Annotated in this window: 16 protein-coding genes; 3 read left to right on the top strand and 13 right to left on the bottom strand. The window is 35.5% G+C overall.

Going from position 1 to position 17907, the window contains the following annotated elements; genetic code table 11:
* Positions 1 to 57 precede the first annotated feature (57 nt).
* Positions 58 to 501: a ribose 5-phosphate isomerase B gene (gene rpiB / locus MUN42_RS04060; protein WP_243343114.1), complete on the bottom strand. Its 444-nt coding sequence runs from the start codon at positions 499 to 501 to the stop codon at positions 58 to 60.
* A 141-nt stretch (positions 502 to 642) separates the two neighbouring features.
* On the opposite strand from rpiB, the gene murC reads away from it, so the two are divergent.
* Positions 643 to 2040 (top strand): UDP-N-acetylmuramate--L-alanine ligase, encoded by a 1398-nt coding sequence (gene murC, locus MUN42_RS04055; RefSeq protein WP_243343113.1) that lies wholly within the window; start codon positions 643 to 645, stop codon positions 2038 to 2040.
* Positions 2041 to 2087: 47 nt separating this feature from the next.
* Here the strand turns inward: murC and MUN42_RS04050 are convergent, their stop codons facing one another.
* The 12 genes from MUN42_RS04050 to MUN42_RS03995 form a co-directional block, all read right to left on the bottom strand.
* On the bottom strand, positions 2088 to 2438 hold the full coding sequence (locus tag MUN42_RS04050) for a type II toxin-antitoxin system PemK/MazF family toxin (protein WP_243343112.1): 351 nt from the start codon (positions 2436 to 2438) through the stop codon (positions 2088 to 2090).
* Positions 2428 to 3549 carry an alanine racemase gene (gene alr, locus MUN42_RS04045; protein ID WP_243343111.1) on the bottom strand — a complete coding sequence of 374 codons (1122 nt, stop codon included), beginning with the start codon at positions 3547 to 3549 and terminating at the stop codon, positions 2428 to 2430. Before alr ends, MUN42_RS04050 begins: the two co-directional genes overlap by 11 nt.
* Positions 3550 to 3551: 2 nt before the next feature.
* A complete protein-coding gene (locus MUN42_RS04040) occupies positions 3552 to 4748 on the bottom strand; it encodes an NAD(P)H-hydrate dehydratase (protein ID WP_243343110.1) in 1197 nt (398 codons plus the stop codon).
* Positions 4749 to 4912: 164 nt separating this feature from the next.
* Positions 4913 to 6331, bottom strand: coding sequence for an Asp-tRNA(Asn)/Glu-tRNA(Gln) amidotransferase subunit GatB (gatB, locus tag MUN42_RS04035; RefSeq protein ID WP_243343108.1), 1419 nt, complete (start codon positions 6329 to 6331; stop codon positions 4913 to 4915).
* Positions 6321 to 7733, bottom strand: a complete 1413-nt coding sequence (gene gatA, locus MUN42_RS04030; protein WP_243343107.1) for an Asp-tRNA(Asn)/Glu-tRNA(Gln) amidotransferase subunit GatA — start codon at positions 7731 to 7733, stop codon at positions 6321 to 6323. Before gatA ends, gatB begins: the two co-directional genes overlap by 11 nt.
* 8 nt (positions 7734 to 7741) lie before the next feature.
* Positions 7742 to 8020 carry an Asp-tRNA(Asn)/Glu-tRNA(Gln) amidotransferase subunit GatC gene (gene gatC, locus MUN42_RS04025; RefSeq protein ID WP_243343106.1) on the bottom strand — a complete coding sequence of 93 codons (279 nt, stop codon included), beginning with the start codon at positions 8018 to 8020 and terminating at the stop codon, positions 7742 to 7744.
* An 8-nt stretch (positions 8021 to 8028) separates the two neighbouring features.
* A complete protein-coding gene (ligA, locus tag MUN42_RS04020) occupies positions 8029 to 10020 on the bottom strand; it encodes an NAD-dependent DNA ligase LigA (protein WP_243343105.1) in 1992 nt (663 codons plus the stop codon).
* A gap of 1 nt (position 10021) precedes the next feature.
* A complete protein-coding gene (locus MUN42_RS04015) occupies positions 10022 to 12214 on the bottom strand; it encodes a UvrD-helicase domain-containing protein (protein ID WP_243343103.1) in 2193 nt (730 codons plus the stop codon).
* 112 nt (positions 12215 to 12326) lie between these two features.
* Positions 12327 to 12653 carry a YerC/YecD family TrpR-related protein gene (locus tag MUN42_RS04010; protein WP_243343102.1) on the bottom strand — a complete coding sequence of 109 codons (327 nt, stop codon included), beginning with the start codon at positions 12651 to 12653 and terminating at the stop codon, positions 12327 to 12329.
* Positions 12640 to 13305 (bottom strand): adenosylcobyric acid synthase, encoded by a 666-nt coding sequence (locus tag MUN42_RS04005; RefSeq protein WP_243343101.1) that lies wholly within the window; start codon positions 13303 to 13305, stop codon positions 12640 to 12642. The genes MUN42_RS04010 and MUN42_RS04005 overlap by 14 nt, the downstream gene beginning before the upstream one ends.
* Positions 13302 to 14633, bottom strand: a complete 1332-nt coding sequence (locus MUN42_RS04000) for a MurT ligase domain-containing protein (RefSeq protein WP_243343100.1) — start codon at positions 14631 to 14633, stop codon at positions 13302 to 13304. The genes MUN42_RS04005 and MUN42_RS04000 overlap by 4 nt, the downstream gene beginning before the upstream one ends.
* Before the next feature lie 36 nt (positions 14634 to 14669).
* Positions 14670 to 14939 (bottom strand): acylphosphatase, encoded by a 270-nt coding sequence (locus tag MUN42_RS03995; protein WP_243343099.1) that lies wholly within the window; start codon positions 14937 to 14939, stop codon positions 14670 to 14672.
* Positions 14940 to 15063: 124 nt separating this feature from the next.
* Here MUN42_RS03995 and MUN42_RS03990 point away from each other — a divergent pair, with 124 nt between their 5' ends.
* Together MUN42_RS03990 and MUN42_RS03985 are read left to right on the top strand one after the other, a co-directional pair.
* Positions 15064 to 17613, top strand: a complete 2550-nt coding sequence (locus MUN42_RS03990; RefSeq protein WP_243343098.1) for a heavy metal translocating P-type ATPase — start codon at positions 15064 to 15066, stop codon at positions 17611 to 17613.
* Positions 17613 to 17888 carry a metal-sensing transcriptional repressor gene (locus MUN42_RS03985; protein ID WP_243343096.1) on the top strand — a complete coding sequence of 92 codons (276 nt, stop codon included), beginning with the start codon at positions 17613 to 17615 and terminating at the stop codon, positions 17886 to 17888. Before MUN42_RS03990 ends, MUN42_RS03985 begins: the two co-directional genes overlap by 1 nt.
* The last annotated feature ends 19 nt before the right edge of the window (positions 17889 to 17907 follow it).

The raw sequence follows: 17907 nt of genomic DNA, 5'->3' as shown, positions 1-17907 counted from the left end.
AATTTATTCTCACTTATATGATAACATTTTTTACGAGAATTTTAAATTAATATATTTTTAAGAGTTTTTTTCTAAGTCCATTAACTTATTAACTCTATTTTGATGTCTGCCTCCTTCAAAATCTGTGCTAACAAATTCATCAACAAGCATCCTTGCTATCTCACTTCCAATTACCCTTGCCCCGATACATAGGACATTAGCATTATTGTGGGCTCTAGACATTCTAGCTGAGAAGGGTTCAGATACAGCTGCTGCCCTTATTCCCTTAATTTTATTGGCTGCTATACTCATGCCTATGCCTGTTCCACAGATTAGGATAGCAAAGTCTGCTTCACATGATATTACTTTTTCACAGGCCTTTTGGGCAAAGTCACTGTAGTCTACAGATTTATCTTCATAAGCTCCTACATGGTCTACTTCATTACCTAGTTTCTCTAACTCATCCTTTACTACTTCTACTAAATCAAGACCACCATGGTCATTTCCTATAACATATTTCATAATTACTCCTTTAAGACTAGTATACTTAATACTGGGCTCTTATCAATAAAAGGGGTAACTTGACTCATTACAATAATTTAATATAATATATTCGAATATCTCAAAAAGATTTTTTACTTATATATTACTTAAGGAGAATGTATGTTTGAATTTAATTTAAATAAACATGTTTATAATTATATACACTTTATAGGTATTGGTGGAATATCTATGAGTGGTTTAGCACAACTACTAATAACTAAGGGCTATAAGGTTTCTGGTTCAGATAGAGAAGATAGTGATATCATCAATCATTTAAGAAACCTAGGAGTTGAAATTTATATTGGTCAAAGAAAAGAAAATATCAAAAATCCTGACCTTGTAATTTATACCGATGCAATTCCAAGTGACAATGAAGAACTTATAGCAGCAAAGAGCCTTGGTGTACCAGTTGTAAGTCGTGGAGTTTTCTTAGGTGCCCTTATGAAAAATTACTCTACTTCCATAGCTATATCTGGATCTCATGGTAAGTCCACTGCTACATCAATGATTTCTAAGATCTTTCTAAACTCCAACAAGGACGCTACTATTTTATTAGGCGGAGAACTTAAGGAGCTTGATGGTAATGTCAAGGTCGGTAGCGAAGACTACCTAGTAACAGAAGCCTGTGAATATAAGGGTAATATCAGGTACTATTATCCTCAAACAGTTATAATTTTAAATATAGACGAAGACCACTTAGACTATTACAAAGACTTAAATGATATAATAGATACCTTTAAAGAATACCTATCAAACCAAGATGAAAATTCAATAACTATAACTAACCTAAATGAAGAAAATAATAAACTAATTCTTGACTCAGTTAAGGGAAGACTCATTACCTATGGTCAAGAAAACGTAGAGGCTGACTATAATGCAGTTAATATAGAGTTTGACCAACTAGGTAGACCATCTTTCGATCTTATCTTTAGGGATGGATCAAGTCATCATTTTGACCTAGGTGTAATAGGAAGATATAATATCAATAACGCCATGGCTGCCATAGTTGCAACTTACGAAAATGGAGTCGATGTAGAAACTATTAGAGAAAATCTCAAAACCTACACAGGTCTTGATAGGAGGATGCAGGTCTTGGGTAATGTAGATGGTGCAACAATCATGACCGATTATGGCCACCATCCATCCGAGATCAAAGTTACCCTAGATGCCCTAAAGGAGCATACCAAGGAAAAATTAATCTGTGTATGGCAACCCCATACCTTCTCAAGGACTAAACTCTTGTTTGATGATTTCTTAAACTGTTTTGATAGTGCTGATGAGGTAATAATTACAGATATCTATCCTGCCAGAGAAAAGTTTGACCCAAGCATCCATTCAAAGGATGTTGTGGATGCCCTTGTAAAAAAAGGTATCAATGCAAAATATATAGGTGAATTTGAAGACGCCAAAGAATACATTTATAAAATCATCCAAAAAGATGACTTGGTAATAACTACAGGATGTGGTAACCCTGACAAGCTAGCCCACATGATTGTAGACGACCAAGAAGAAAGATAATAGGTAAAGTAAAAAGACCCCTCAGAGGGTCCTTTTATTTATGTATCTTAATCATCAACTAAGTCTAGAGATATTTCTATGGCATTATTGATCTTATCCATTATGTCCTTATCAAATGAGCCAATCTTATCCCTAAGTCGTCTTTTATCAATTGTCCTGAGCTGTTCCAACAGCGCAACCGAATTTTTGGGTAGACCATATTCATTTCCTTTAAGTTTGACATGGGTAGGAAGTTTAGCTTTGTTTAACTGACTTGTTATAGGTGCAATAATAATTGTAGGAGAATACTTGTTTCCTATATTATTTTGGACTATAATAACAGGTCTCACACCTCCTTGCTCACTACCAACTACAGGAGATAAATCGGCATAAAATAAATCTCCCCTCTTAATCTTCATAAATTTCTCCTAAATAATCATCAACTTCAACAACTTTATTATTTTTTATATAGAGTCTAGGAATTCTCATATCCAAGGCAGTCATGAGTTCATAAGGAATGGTAGCAATTTTGTTGGCCTCTCTGTAAATATCATCGTAAAATATAACCTCATCACCTATATTTACATCAATATTACTAACATCAACCATAATTTGATCCATGCAAACCCTACCTACTACCCTTGCATGACTCCCCTTAATTAAAACCTCTCCAAGGTTAGAAAAAGCCCTAAAATACCCATCAGCATAGCCAACAGGTATAGTAGCTATTTTCATCTTTTTATCTGCTACAAAGCTCCTACCATAAGAAACAGATGTTCCCTCATCAATTTCCTTTACATGGCTAACTATTGACTTAAATTTGAAACATGGGTCTAGGTCGATATCCTTCCTCTCTCTCATATAGTCAGACGGATAAAGCCCATACATACATATCCCAATCCTAGCCATATCATAATTTGATCTCAATCTTATAAAGCCTGCAGAATTGTCTATATGAACAAGGTCAAAGTCAAAGTCCCCATATAAGTCTGTGATAACATTTGAAAAAATTTTTTCTTGGTCTTTAGTAAAGGTCAAGTCTTCTTCATCTGCAGTAGAAAAGTGGCTAAATATTCCCTTAATATGGAGATTTTTTAAATTTTTAAGTTCTCTTATCTTATCAAGTTCATGTGACCTAAATCCTATACGACTATGGCCAGTGTCAATAGCTAGGTGGCAGTTAATTATCTCATCTAAATTACGATTAATTTCTTTAGCTAGAGATAAATCATAAATCGAAATTTCTATTTCAAGATCCAGGCACTTTTTAACATCTTGTGGGCTGACATAACCAAGAACCAAGATTGGTTTTTTGACTCCAGAATATCTTAAAGACCTTGCTTCTTCAAACCTTGCTACAGCAAAGTAGGAAACATATTTTTCTATATGCTTTGCTATAGGAACAGCTCCTAGGCCATAAGCGTTGGCCTTGACTACAGCACATATATCAACATCTTTATTTATATTATGGATTTTTTCAATGTTCGCAATAATCTTATCTATATCAATTTCAATATAATTAGTTAACATAGCTACCTCAAATATTTAATAGCAGAAGATATATGACTTACGATATCACTTGCTATTAAAGAATCTTCCCCGACTTCTACAGATGCTAGGTCTCCTGCAAGGGAGTGTAGGTAGACCCCTAGTCTTGCTGCATCATAAGGCTCTAACCTAGATGATAAACTGCCTATAACCCCACTTAAGACATCTCCGGAGCCTGCAGTAGCCATACCCGGATTTCCTAATTTATTTATGTAAATTTTGTAACCATCAGTTACAAGGGTCTCTTCAGATTTCAAAACCAAAACCACCTTGTGCCTTCTCGCAAAGTCTTTGGCTATATCTTCCCTATTTTTGTTTATTTCCTTAATAGGAATATTTGATAATCTCTCAAATTCCTTAAGGTGTGGAGTTAATATAATATTTTCCTTTTTTAAAATAACATCTAGATTGCCTGATAAAGCATTTAAACCATCAGCATCTATAAGTATTGTACCACTAAATCTAGATATTAGCTTTTCTATTAGGTAAATTAGGGTCTTATTTTTGCCCATGCCTGGCCCGATGACAAGGCTATCCTTATCATAAAGATATTCCTCTAGAAGCTTTTCATTCTTTTCATCATACTCTATGTTATAAGTAGCAAGGGGCAAAATAATTTGTTCTACTGCCTTAATTTGCATAATTTCATATATAGACCTAGGGACTATATTGTAGACAAGGCCTGAGCCAGTCCTTAGGGCAGCAGATGATGCAAGATAGATAGAGCCTGTCATTCCATCAGACCCACCTAGAATCGCAAGCCTACCATAGGTCCCCTTATGACTAGCTTTTTCTCTCTTAGGCAAAAGTTCCTTAAAGTCATTTAAGGTCTTGTTATCTAAAGCAATCTCATTATTAGCTTCTTTTTTTAGACATATAGCTACTGCATAGTCGTTATCATGGCTAATAGATAGGCAGCACTTTGTATCCTTGCCATTAATTTGAATATAGGGCATTCTATTTGTGTGGAGAATTTCGATTTTTTTATGGACCATATAGGATAGGTTTAAACCATAGGCCTTAATAACAGCTTCTTTGGCTGCAAATATCCCCCCTAGAGTCTGATAGGTATTTTTCTTTGAGAGGGCATAAGTTGCTTCTTTTTCTGTAAAAATTCTATGTATGAAGCCCTCTCCTTTTTCTTTAAATTTCTTTATATCAACTATATCAATACCTATCATAAAACCTGCCTTTACTTATAAAACACTTATTTTAAATATCCCCCTACTAACTTTATCCAAGCAAAAGAGCTAAGGGAGTTATTTTTCCTCCACTAGCCCTCTCCAATTAGATAAATTTTCCCTTATCATTTTTTAAGTAAGAAGATTTTTAATAATTAATCCACCTAGTCCCTAAGTTTTTCTTGTAATAGCTTATTAATTTCTTGAGGGTTTCCCTTGCCCTTGGTTTTCTTCATGGATTGACCCACTAGGTAGCCTAGGGCCCTATCTTTTCCTGCCTTAAAGTCTGCTATTGATTCAGGATTTTCTTTCAATACTTCATCTACAACTTCTTCTAGGAAGGATGAGTCTGATATTTGTAGGAGGTTTCTATCCTTTGCCAAGACTTCTGGATCTTCATCGCTTTCAAATATTTCCTTTAGAAGTTTTTTGGCTACCTTATTATTTACCTTGTTTTCGTTAGAAAGCTTGATTAATTTGGCAAAATTTTCTACTGATAGGTTCATATCTCCTACAGATACTTCCCCTTCATTTAGCCACCTAGAAAGCTCTGTCAATATCCAATTAGCTACAGACTTGCTATCCTTTACAAGCTCGTTTGTTTCTTCGAATAGGCTAGCAAGCTCTCTATCATTTGCTAGTAAATTAGCATCATATTCGCTTAGCTTATATTCGTCTATATATCTTTTTTTCTTGTCTTTTGGAAGTTCAGGTAAATTATCTCTTATATTATCAATATATTCGTCGCTTAGATTAATTTCTGGTATATCGGCTTCCACAGAGAATCTATAGTCATTGCCAGTTTCCTTATTTCTCATGTGAATGGTTTGACCTTGGTCATCATCCCACCTTCTAGTTTGTTTTACGCCGATTTCACCCTTTTCTAGCTCAATTCTTTGTCTTTCTTCTTCAAATTTAAGAGCATTTTCTATGGCCTTAATTGAGTTAATATTTTTAATTTCTGCTATAGCACTTCTCTTTCCAGTATCAAGATCTTCCATGTTGATATTAACGTCTACACGCATAGAACCTTGGGCCATTATACAATCTGATATATCTAAAAACCTTAGTGTTGACGCAAGGGTTTCTACATATTCCCTAGCCTCTTCAGGAGATGACATATCTGGTTCACTAACTATTTCTATTAGTGGTACACCTGACCTGTTATAGTCCATAAGGGTCGCATCATTTTCATCATGGTTTGATTTGGCTGTATCTTCTTCCATGTGGATTTCAGCTATTCTTATTTTTTTGCCACTATTTAAGCTTAGGGAACCATTCGTCGCATATGGTTTATCATATTGGGTTATTTGGTAGCCCTTAACTAGGTCTGGATAAAAATATTTCTTTCTATCCATCTTTTGGTCTTTTCTTATATCACAGTTGAAGGCAAGGCCTGCTTTTACGGCAAGTTCAACTGCCTTCTTGTTCATTTGTGGTAGGGCTCCAGGATGACCTAGGCATACTGGGCATACATTTGTATTTGGCACTGCTCCAAATTCATTCTTACAGGAGCAAAACATTTTAGTTTCTGTGGCAAGTTCCACATGGATTTCTAAACCTATAATTGTTTTAGTTTTCATTTATACTCCTTAAAAATCTTTCACCTGCATTAAGTAACTTCTTATCATCAAATCTATTAGCTATAAATTGAACAGATCCAGATATTCCCTCCCTCACAGGTAGAGATATACCACACATACCAGCAAGGTTAACTATTACATTAAAGCCATCTGATATGAAATCGGATAGAGGATCATCATAGTCATCATCAAGTCTTGGTGGCAAGGATATATTTGTTGGGGTAACTAGTAAATCTAGGTCACTTAATAAGTCTTCTAGCTCTTTTTTAATTAAAGCTCTTATTTTAAGTCCTTGCTTATAGATTCTTTGATCGTCATTAGCTGATAAATAAACAGTACCCAGAGCGATTCTTCTTTGAACCTCTTCTCCAAATCCTTCTGACCTTGACCTAGTAAACATCTCCTCTACGCTTTCGTAGGAGTCTGCTTGGTGACCAAACCTTAGTCCATCAAACCTACTCATATTAGAAGAAACTTCGCTGCTCATAACTACATTATAAATATTGTTGGCATATTTTAAATATTTAAAATCAACATCAACAAGGTCAGCGCCCAAGTATTTTAGGACACTAAGTGCTTTCTTGTAGTCTTCCTTAACAGTTTCATCTATAGTATCGTATATGGCTGAGTCAATATCGATTATTCCAATCTTTTTACCTGCAAAGTCATAGTCTTCACTAGAAAAATCATAAAGCTCTAGAATAGAGGTCATATCTTTCTCATCTGGTGAAGATACTACACTGGAAAGCTCTCTCACATCTTTGATGTCTTTTGCAAACAAAGATACTTGATCTAGGGAATTTGCCATAGATACAACTCCATACCTTGACATCAATCCATAGGTTGGCTTATATCCTACTATATTACAGAAGGCTGCAGGTCCTCTTACAGATCCACCTGTATCAGTGCCGAGTGATACCAAGAAATCCCCACTTGCTACAGCCGCAGCTGATCCTGATGATGATCCACCAGTTACCCTTTCCTTATCAAGTGGGTTTTTGGTAGGACCAAAGTAGGAAGTTTTTCCCCTAGATCCCATAGCAAATTCATCCATATTTGTTTTTGCTACAATTATAGCATCTTCCTTAAGTAAATTTTCGATAACAGTCGCATTATAAACTGGTTTAAAGTCCTCTAGCATCTTTGATCCACAAGTCATCTTCATTTGATCATAAGAAATATTATCTTTGACTGCTATAGGAAGACCAAAGAGCTTGCCTACTTCTTCGTTATTTTTAAGCTTTTCATCAAGTTCTCTTGCCCTCTTTATAGCTCCTTCTTCGTCAATACTTATATAGGCATTTAAATCATCGTTTTTTATTTTATCGAGGGTAGTTCTGATGACTTCTTCAACAGAATATTTGCCCTCTTTGTAATCATTTATTAAAGTTTCGATATTCATTATAGCTCCTACAACTTCCAATCTATTTTAAAGAATCCTAATTCTGTGTCCTTAGCATTTGATAAAGCAGCAGAACGACTGATTGATTCGCCTTGCTTATCTTCTCTAAATGCAGCATCGTGATTTGAAATTAGCTCAAATTCTTTAACTCCGTCTGTATCTACCTCAAAAATATCTTCAACAAAGTCTAGGACCTTATTGAATTTATCTGCGAGTTTGTCAGCGTCCTTGCCCTCCAAACTTAAATTGGCAAGTTTATATATTTTTTCTACTTCTTTTCTCTCCATTATTCCCCCTAAAGTTCAGCTAAAAATTTAGCTAATTCTTGGTCTTCGTATATTTTTACTCCAAGATCTTCTGCCTTATCACGCTTAGATCCAGGCTTATCTCCACACAAGAGATAGTCGGTGTTATTGGAAACGGATGTAGTTACCTTACCTCCATTTTTCTCCACAAGAGCCTTGATATCATCCCTTGTAAAACCTTCCACACTACCTGTTATGACAAAGGTTAGACCTTCAAGTTTACTTGACTTATTATTACCTTCGACTTCCTTAATTTTAATGCCCTTAGCAAGTAAGTTATCAATAGATGCTGTTATATTTTCATCATTGAAGAATTCTACAATATTTTCTGCTGTAATACCACCAATATCAGCTATATCTAGCAAGTCATCAACGCTTGCCTTCCTTAAGTTATCAAAGTTCTTAAATTTATTGGCCAGGTCCTTGGAAGTTTTTTCTCCTACATTTGGTATGCCAATCGCATATATAAAATTAGATAGGTCGACTTCCTTACTGGCTTCTATGGCATTTAATAGATTTTGTGTCTTCTTAGCTCCAAACCTATCAAGCTCAATCAAGTCTTCATAATTTAAATCGTAGATATCATTTATTTCATTGATATCTAGGGTATCCATGAGTTGAGCAATAGTCTTTTCTGATAGACCCTCTATATCCATAGCATTTCTAGAAACAAAATGCTCCATCCTCGCAAGAAGTTGAGGTTTACAAGATATAGAGTTTGGACATACTACGTGAACATTTTCTTGAATAAGCTCACTTCCACAATATGGACACTTGGATGGCTTTTCAATTTCTAATGTACCAGGTTGATTTTCATCAACTACCCCCAAGATTTCAGGGATTACGTCATTTGACCTTCTAATAAATACCTTGGATCCTATCTTGACTTTTTTTCTTATAATATCATCATAATTGTTTAAAGTTGCCCTGGTTACAGTAACTCCCGAAAAGTCTACAGGCTCAAGAATAGCAGATGGTGTTACCTTGCCAGTCCTACCTACATTCCATTTAACTTCCTTTAAGGTAGTTGTATATTCCTCTGCATCGTACTTAAAGGCAATGGACCAACGTGGAAACTTGTTGGTTGAACCAAGGACTTCCTGGGTTTTCTTATCATTAATCTTTATGACAACTCCATCTGTCAAGATGTCTAGGTCTTTTCTTTCTTTCTCTATAACCTTTAATTCCTCAATTATTTCATCGTAGGAATTAACTAATTTATGGTAGGGATGAACTTTAAAGCCCTGCTCTTCCATGAAGTCTATCATTTCTATCTCTGTCTTAATGTTTAAGCTATTAGTAGGAAGGGCATAAAAATAAGCAGTCAGTCTCCTCCTGTAGGTCTCTTTTGGATCAAGGTTTCTAATAGCCCCAGCTGCTGCATTTCTAGCATTTTTTAGCTGGGTTTCATTTTCTCTATTATATCTCTTAAGTTCTGATAGTGGCATAAGGGCCTCTCCTTGGATCTCTAAGAGGGACTTATCATCAATCCTCGAAGGAATTGACCTTATCGTCTTAACTTGAGCCTTTACCTCTTCTCCAACAATACCATTTCCCCTAGTTGCAGCATTTTTTAAGCTACCATCTTCATAGGTTAGGTTTATGGTAAGCCCATCAAACTTATACTCCATCACAAAGCTTAGTTCAGGAAGTTTGTTATCATGGGTCAAATTATAATTATCGACAATCTTTTGAGACCTATTTATCCAGTCTTCTACCTCTTCATAAGACTGGGCCTTGCCCTGGGACAGAAGTCTTGTTAGGTGGTAGTGCTTTTCAAACTTCTCTAAGATTTCTCCACCAACATACTGGGTCGGTGAATCATCTCTGACATATCCACTCTCTTCTTCGAGGTTTTTAAGTCTATCATAAAGCTCGTCATATTCACCATCAGAAACCAAGGGTTCATCAAGAGTATAATAATGATAGTTAAGGTTATTTATTTTTTGAATAAGTTCATCAATTTGTTCTTTTTTATCCATATCAAACCTTCTTTATAGGTGCATAATTTTGGTTGAGTTTCTTAAGACCCTTCTTGTCAAAGGCTACTACAAGTTCATTTCCCTCATCGCTTTCTTTGACCTGGACTACAGTTCCTCTCCCCCACTTATTATGGTCTAACTTATCTCCAACCTTGAAGGATTCACCACCCGTATCTCTCTTCTCTAATTTCTTATTGAGAACACCCTGGCGAATCTTCTCTCTCATAAAGTCTTCTGTCATTTGCTTTTCATATTCTCTAGATACAAAGGAATTATAGGTCTTATTTTCTATGGTCAAATTAGGTCTGATCTCATCAACAAACCTAGAAGGTTTATAATAAACTACCTTGCCATAGGACCTCCTAGCAGTAGAAGATGTCAAAAATAGGCGTTCTTGGGCTCTGGTTATAGCCACATAGAAGAGCCTACGTTCTTCTTCAATATTTCCTTCATCCATACTTCTCTTACTTGGGAAGAGTCCTTCGTCAAGACCTACTACAAAAACCACAGGGAATTCAAGTCCTTTGGCACTATGCATAGTCATTAGAGATATTGATTCCTTACTTTCATCAGTCTTATCTATTTCAGATAGGAGGGATAAATTCTCTAGGTAATCATAAATACTAGCTTCTTCATTGTCTTCTTGGTACTCGGACGCAGCTGATATAAATTCGTTTATATTATCAATCCTTGCCCTATCTTCAACTGAGTAAGAATTTTCTAGCATGTGTAGGTAGCCACTCTTATCCAAAACTTCATTAATTAAATCTACTATCTTATACTTGAGTAAATTTTCATAAATTTCTCTAAGTGGCTCATAGAATTTGCAAGTTAACTTCCTTAGCCTAGGAGGAATAAGGTCTTCATATTCTGGAGCAGATATTAGTTCAAAAATAGAAATATTGTTTTTACTTGCTATTTCTTCCAAATTATCAATCGACTTATTGCCTATCCCCCTCTTAGGAACGTTAATAATACGCTTCAAAGCCAAGTCATCCTTTGGATTGACCAAAACTTTGAGGTAGGAAATTACATCTTTTATTTCTTTTCTATCATAGAATTTGAGGCCACCTATCACCTTGTAGGGGATAAGATTTTTCATAAAGGCCTCTTCAAAGGGCCTAGATTGGGCATTGGTCCTATATAAAATTGCAAAGTCCTTGTAGGAATAGCCTTCATTTAAAAGCTCATTTACCTTATCTACAACAAACTTTGACTCCTCGCTTTCGACATTGGTAGGCTTGTAGATAACATCTTCGCCATCTCCATTAGCTGTCCAGAGCAACTTATCCTTCCTTTGCTCATTGTTTTTGATAAGTAAGTTTGCAGTATCGAGAATCTTTGATGTTGACCTATAATTTTGCTCCAGTTTGATGACTTCAGCATCCTCAAAGTCCTTTTCAAAATTCAAGATATTTGATATATCAGCTCCCCTAAAGGAATAAATTGACTGGTCCCCATCTCCTACTACGGTTACATTATTGTAGCCTTTGGCAAAATATTTGATTAGTTCGTATTGGCTAATGTTTGTATCTTGGTATTCGTCTACAAAGACATAGCGGAATTTATTTTGATAGTACTCCAATGTGTCCTTATCAACTTCAAACAAGTACAAGACCTTACCTATAAGGTCATCAAAATCCAAGGCATTGTAGTAGAATTTCTTTTGCTCATATTTTTTATAGATCTCATAGTATAGGTCACCCTTGGTATAGTAGGTATTTAGGCTTAAAAATTCTTCCGGATCTAAGGATTTATTTTTAGCCTTTGATATGACATTTAGAGCTTCCTTTGGGCTTATTTCATCCTTTAGATTTAGCTCTTCAATAACTTCTTTTATTAAAGATTTCTGATCACTAGTGTCATATATAGTAAAATTCCTATCGTAGCCTACTTTATCTATGTTCATTCTCAAAATTCTGGCACAAATAGAGTGAAAAGTTCCTATCCATAGGTTGGTAACATCCATCCTAAGTAAGTTAGCCACTCTCTCTTTCATCTCATTTGCAGCCTTGTTGGTAAAGGTTATAGCTAGAATATCTCCGGGATATACATTTTTTTCTTCTATTAGGTAAGCTATAGACGTTGTAAGTACTCGAGTTTTACCAGAACCTGCCCCTGCCAAAACTAAGAGAGGGCCTTCATTATGTAAAACAGCTTTTTTTTGCATGTCATTTAGTCCATCTAAATTCATTTTCCACATCCCTTCTAATTTTATATTATACCCTTTATAAGTTATTAGCTAAAAGTATCTTTACAAAGGAAAAACCCTTTGCCATAATGAGCAAAGGGCCAGCATTTGTTACCTACTTATCTTTTCCTTCTCTTTCTTCTTTGAGGTCTTTTTCGATTAACTTATCTAAGACAATGTCATAACCGTTTGATCCGTAATTTAGTGACCTGTTAACTCTAGAAATAGTTGCTGTTGATGCTCCTGTTTCTTCTTCTATGACTGAATAAGTTTTTCTAATCTTTAGAAGCTTAGCTACGTGAAGTCTTTGAGCTATAGATTGGATCTCTCTTGCTGTACAAATATCTGTAAAAAAGTCATAACACTCATCTGTGTTACTTAGCATTAAAACAGCCTCAAAAAATTCTTCAATTTCGTCATTTCTTAGTTTATTTTCCTTCATTTTCTTTCCTCCAAATTATTTTTTTTGCTAGTTCCTTAGCCAGATTTTCATTCTTGGCGAGCAAGGGTCCATGAAGGTAGGTACCTATGGTATTCTTGTACCTAAATCCTTCACTCTTATCTTCGCCATTGTTGCCATTTCCCTCCAAAACATAGGCAAAGGGTTCTTCTCCCTCTCCCAAATAAGTAACACCACCATGATTTTCAAAGCCGGTATAGATTTGATCATCTATTATTGAAGATTTTACTTTTATATTACCCGTAAATCTTTGGTTATTATCTTGATTTACTGTGTAATGGTCAAAAAGTTCAATCCCTTCAATCTTATTATTATTTGCATCATAATAATACTTACCTAATAACTGGTAGCCTCCACAAATAGAAAGCATTACCCCGTTATTATCTATATATTGCTTGAGTTGGTCTTTTTTATTGAGGAGGTCCTTTTGAACAATTCTTTGCTCATAGTCTTGACCACCTCCCAAGAATACAAAATCATACTTGTCAGGATCAAATTCATCCCCCAAGGATATAATGTCAATATTGGCATCATGGCCCATTTTTCTTAATTCATACCTAAGAGCCATTATATTACCAAGGTCCCCATAGGTATTAAGTAAGTTTCCATAAAGGTGTGCGATATTTATTATCATGATAGTCCTAGCACCTCCCTAAGTCTTAACATAGCAGTATAGGTCGATAGGATATAAATCTTCTTGGCCTTAGAATTTTTGATAATACCCTTTATTTCATTTTCATAATCAAATTCACTTATTTGGCCTTCAAAGATTTCCGCTATATCTAAACGTCTCTTTATATCACTAGTTCTTAGACCAGAAACATATATATCTTTTATTTGTAGTTGACCTAGCTTCTCATAGGATCCGTCATATATCCAACTAATATCTGTTCCATCAGCATACTTATCATTTAGTAAGTGGATCAAACTTATAGGTTCTTCTTCAAGGAGCATAAGGTCTATTATTTGGTTAAGGCCAGTAGGGTTTTTAACTAAATTTATAACTACTTCCTTGTCCTCAATATTTAAAACTTCTTGTCGACCAAAGACATTTTTTTGTTTTTTTAGTCCTTGGTAAATTTCATCATAAGATAGGCCCAACTCTTTTGCAACAGACAAGGCTGCTAGGGCGTTGTAGATATTATATAGGCCCCCTACATTTATTTCGTAGGATTCATTACCAAGTCTAAATTTAGAATAATTAGCCTCAAGCTTATCTATTTTATTAATAGTATAGGTAAGATCTTTTGATGTGAAGTCACAAGATGGACAAGTAAAATCTCCAAGTGATGAATAATTTACAGTCGTATACTTTAGGACACTGTTACACTTAGGGCATAGTATCCCATCAGAGTTAATTTCTGCATCAAGACTATAGTCATCTTCAATTTTGTCCTCTTGCCTTATACCAAAGTAAGTTGTGTCATATTTTTTCATTTCTTCATAGGCAAAAATTGGTAGGTCTCCATTGGCAAGGATTTTGGCATGGCTTATGGTTTCCATTCCCTTCATTAGCTTGTCAAAAATATTATATATTTCACCAAACCTATCCATCTGATCTCTAAAAATATTGGTAAAGACCACATAGTCTGCCTTCAAAAACTTACCTACCCTGACCAAGTTAGCTTCATCAACCTCAAGAACTGCCACAGTATTTTTCTTTGGTGGATTGTCTAATAATGAAGTTATAATTCCTTGGATCATATTTGATCCTGATTCATTGGTAAAAACCTCATCAAAATGCTCTCTCAAGATACTGGTCAAAAAATGGGTAGTCATTGTCTTGCCATTGGTTCCAGTTACAAAGATAAACTTAGTGTTTTGAGATAATTCATCAAGGATATTCTTATCTAGTTTGTAGGCCACAAGCCCTGGCAAGGATGTAGCCTTATGGTTAGTAATCTTTAAAGAAAATCTAATAAGTTTTGCTATTTGTTTTGTTACTTTACTTTTTAAACTCATAAATCTATTATATACCTAAAGTTTAAATCTGCCATATTAATATAAAATTTCAAACTTATCCAAACTTTCATCTATACCAAGCTCATTTATAACTTTAGATTCTACCCTTATAAAGGATTCATTTTCTATTAAATTAATAAACTGAACTACAAGGTCTTTGCTTCCCTGGAGGATGACTTCGACATTACCATCATATAGATTTTTAACAGAACCAAGTAAACCAAGGCTCTTTGCTATCATCAAGGCCTTATATCTAAAGCCTACTCCTTGGACCCTACCCTTAAATATTATTTTATATCTTTTCATAATACTCCTTCATTATAATATAACCTTAATTAAGAGAATATGTAAAGGTGATTATTAAATCTTGACACGAAATTCTAGATATATATAATATAAGTACACCCCCTATGGGTGTATAGGAGGTATAATGAAAGAACGTTTTGATGTAGGAGGCATGTCTTGTGCAGCCTGTCAAGCCAATGTTCAAAGGGCAGTCGAAAAGCTTGGAGTTGATGAGGTAAATGTTAACTTGATTAACGAATCCATGTCTGTTGATTATGATCCTGGTAAGATAAGTGAGGATGAAATAATCAAGGCTGTTAATGATATTGGTTACACTGCCAAGGCCCAATCTAATAGAGGTCCTTCATCTAGCCAAGATAAGAAAGCCGATCTTAAGGAGGCTGAGCAAGAAAGGACCATAAACCGTCTCAAGATTTCCTTTGCCTTTCTCATACCTTTGATGTATATAGCCATGGGACCCATGGTAGGACTCCCTATTCCAGGATTCCTTGATGGAGAAATTGGAGCAGTGAATTATGCATTCGTCCAATTTTTGTTGACAATTCCAATAATCTTTGTTAATCGCAAATTTTTTGTGAATGGATTTAAGGGATTTTTTAAGGGTGCCTTTAATATGGATACCCTGGTAGCTCTTGGAGCTAGTGCTGCTACAGCCTTTGGAATCTTTGCTATTATGAGGATGTCCTATGCTCAAGGTGTAAATGATTATGAAGTTTTGCATCACTATAGACACAATATATATTTTGAAACTTCTGCCATGATTTTAACCTTGATAACCCTGGGCAAATATTTTGAAGCAAGGAGTAAGGGCGAAACCAAGTCTTCACTTAAATCTCTGATGGACTTGGCTCCCAAAAAAGCCAATGTTCTAGTAAACGGCATAGAAAGTGAAGTAGATGTAGCCGATATAAAGAGGGACGACCTAATAATAGTTAGACCGGGAGAGGCAATCCCAGTAGATGGAATAGTAGTAGAAGGATCTTCTTTAGTTGACCAGGCATCTATAACAGGTGAGCCTATACCAGTTGCCAAAAACGAAGGCGATGAAGTTATTTCAGCAACTATAAATACCCAAGGCACTATCAAGTTTAGGGCATCAAGGGTTGGCGAAGATACAACTATAGCCCAAATTATTAACTTAGTAAATGAGGCTAACGAAACTAAGGCGCCAATATCAAGGCTTGCTGACAAGATAGCAAGTATCTTTGTCCCTATGGTTATCCTTATAGCCCTAGCTACCCTAATAGGATGGACCTTGATTAAGGGAGATATAGAATTTGCTATTAACCTTATGATTGCAGTTTTGGTAATATCCTGTCCATGTGCGCTAGGTCTTGCGACCCCTATGGCAATCATGGTCTCAACTGGAAAGAGTGCAGAGCTAGGACTGCTATTTAAAAATGCAGAGTCCCTAGAAAATCTCCACAAGGTAGATACAATCCTAATGGATAAGACAGGTACTATAACCGAGGGAAGGCCAGAAGTAACAGATATAATCACAGGTATGGATCAGGAAGAATTCATACGAATAGCCTCATCAATCGAACAAAATTCCGAGCATCCCCTATCCCTATCCATAAATAACTTCGCTGAGAAGAATAATATTAGAACATCTAATGTCGAAGACTTTATGTCTATTACTGGTAAGGGTATCAGGGCAAGGCTTGATGGAGCTATCTACTTTGCTGGAAATATCTTGTTGATGAAGGAAAATAATATAGATCTTAAAGATTATGATCTTAAGGCCAACGAGCTTTCTTCTCTTGGTAAGACTTCCATGTACTTTGCCAATGACAAGGAAGTTATTGGCTTAATAGCAGTTGCCGATAGGGCAAAGTCAGACTCTAAATTTGCCATAGATGAGCTAAAGGATATGGGCTACGAAATAGTGATGGTAACAGGAGATAATGAAGTAACTTCTGAGGCTATAAAAGACAAACTTGGAATCGACCAAAAATTTGCCGAAGTCCTTCCACAGGATAAGGATAAGGTAGTAAAGAAGCTCCAAGACCAAGGTAAAAAAGTCGCTATGGTAGGCGATGGCATAAATGATGCCCCTGCCCTAGCTAGAGCTGATATTGGACTTGCCATAGGTAATGGTACTGATATAGCAATAGAATCTGCAGATGTAGTTTTGATCAAGAACTCCCTACTCGATTTGGTAGCATCTATCAAGCTATCAAGGGAGACGATAAAGATTATAAAGCAAAACCTCTTCTGGGCTTTCTTCTATAATATAATCTTGATCCCCCTTGCTGCAGGACTAATGTATCCTATAAATGGACTAACCCTAAACCCAATGTTTGCAGCCTTGGCTATGAGTTTATCATCAGTATTTGTATGCCTAAACTCACTAAGACTCAAAAACTTTAAGACAGGCTACGAAGAAATGACCTTTAAGGCAAATAAGGAAAAAATATTGAAAGAGAAAATCAAGGAGGATAAAATGAGTGAATTAAATAAAATGTTAGTAAATGTTGATGGAATGAGTTGCAACCACTGTGCTATGGCAGTAGAAAAAGCCCTAAAATCTGTAGCTGGAATTGACGAAGTTAAGGTAGACCTTGACGGTAAGAAAGCTGATGTTGCTTACTTTGGTAGCGTTAATGAAGATGAAATCAAAAATGCTATAACAGATGCTGGTTATGAATACAATGGCATCGAATACAAATAATGCAGGCAGACAAAGATAAAACCCTAAGAAAATTAAAAACTGTGAGGGGTCAAATAGATGGGCTAATAAAAATGATAGATAACGATAGGTACTGCATTGATGTATCTAACCAGGTCATGGCTTCCATATCTATTCTTAAAAATATAAATAAGGAAGTCCTCCAAGCCCATCTACAACACTGCCTTTACCAGTCATTAAATAACAATGACCCGGATGATGTTAAAGAAAAAATCAAAGAAATAGAAAGGGTCATAGACAAACTAAATAAAATATAAAATTAGATGTTGCAGGTTA

Source organism: Anaerococcus sp. AGMB09787, assembly GCF_022808955.1.
GTDB lineage: Bacteria > Bacillota > Clostridia > Tissierellales > Peptoniphilaceae > Anaerococcus.
Note: the sequence above shows the minus strand (reverse complement) of the source record. Positions and strands in the feature narration are given on the sequence as shown.

Excerpts from the sequence above, each read along its gene's own strand:
- rpiB (WP_243343114.1), bottom strand. The coding sequence starts at position 501 with ATGAAATATGTTATAGGAAATGACCATGGTGGTCTTGATTTAGTAGAA.
- murC (WP_243343113.1), top strand. The coding sequence starts at position 643 with ATGTTTGAATTTAATTTAAATAAACATGTTTATAATTATATACACTTT.
- MUN42_RS04050 (WP_243343112.1), bottom strand. The coding sequence starts at position 2,438 with ATGAAGATTAAGAGGGGAGATTTATTTTATGCCGATTTATCTCCTGTA.
- alr (WP_243343111.1), bottom strand. The coding sequence starts at position 3,549 with ATGTTAACTAATTATATTGAAATTGATATAGATAAGATTATTGCGAAC.
- MUN42_RS04040 (WP_243343110.1), bottom strand. The coding sequence starts at position 4,748 with ATGATAGGTATTGATATAGTTGATATAAAGAAATTTAAAGAAAAAGGA.
- gatB (WP_243343108.1), bottom strand. The coding sequence starts at position 6,331 with ATGAAAACTAAAACAATTATAGGTTTAGAAATCCATGTGGAACTTGCC.
- gatA (WP_243343107.1), bottom strand. The coding sequence starts at position 7,733 with ATGAATATCGAAACTTTAATAAATGATTACAAAGAGGGCAAATATTCT.
- gatC (WP_243343106.1), bottom strand. The coding sequence starts at position 8,020 with ATGGAGAGAAAAGAAGTAGAAAAAATATATAAACTTGCCAATTTAAGT.
- ligA (WP_243343105.1), bottom strand. The coding sequence starts at position 10,020 with ATGGATAAAAAAGAACAAATTGATGAACTTATTCAAAAAATAAATAAC.
- MUN42_RS04015 (WP_243343103.1), bottom strand. The coding sequence starts at position 12,214 with ATGAATTTAGATGGACTAAATGACATGCAAAAAAAAGCTGTTTTACAT.
- MUN42_RS04010 (WP_243343102.1), bottom strand. The coding sequence starts at position 12,653 with ATGAAGGAAAATAAACTAAGAAATGACGAAATTGAAGAATTTTTTGAG.
- MUN42_RS04005 (WP_243343101.1), bottom strand. The coding sequence starts at position 13,305 with ATGATAATAAATATCGCACACCTTTATGGAAACTTACTTAATACCTAT.
- MUN42_RS04000 (WP_243343100.1), bottom strand. The coding sequence starts at position 14,633 with ATGAGTTTAAAAAGTAAAGTAACAAAACAAATAGCAAAACTTATTAGA.
- MUN42_RS03995 (WP_243343099.1), bottom strand. The coding sequence starts at position 14,939 with ATGAAAAGATATAAAATAATATTTAAGGGTAGGGTCCAAGGAGTAGGC.
- MUN42_RS03990 (WP_243343098.1), top strand. The coding sequence starts at position 15,064 with ATGAAAGAACGTTTTGATGTAGGAGGCATGTCTTGTGCAGCCTGTCAA.
- MUN42_RS03985 (WP_243343096.1), top strand. The coding sequence starts at position 17,613 with ATGCAGGCAGACAAAGATAAAACCCTAAGAAAATTAAAAACTGTGAGG.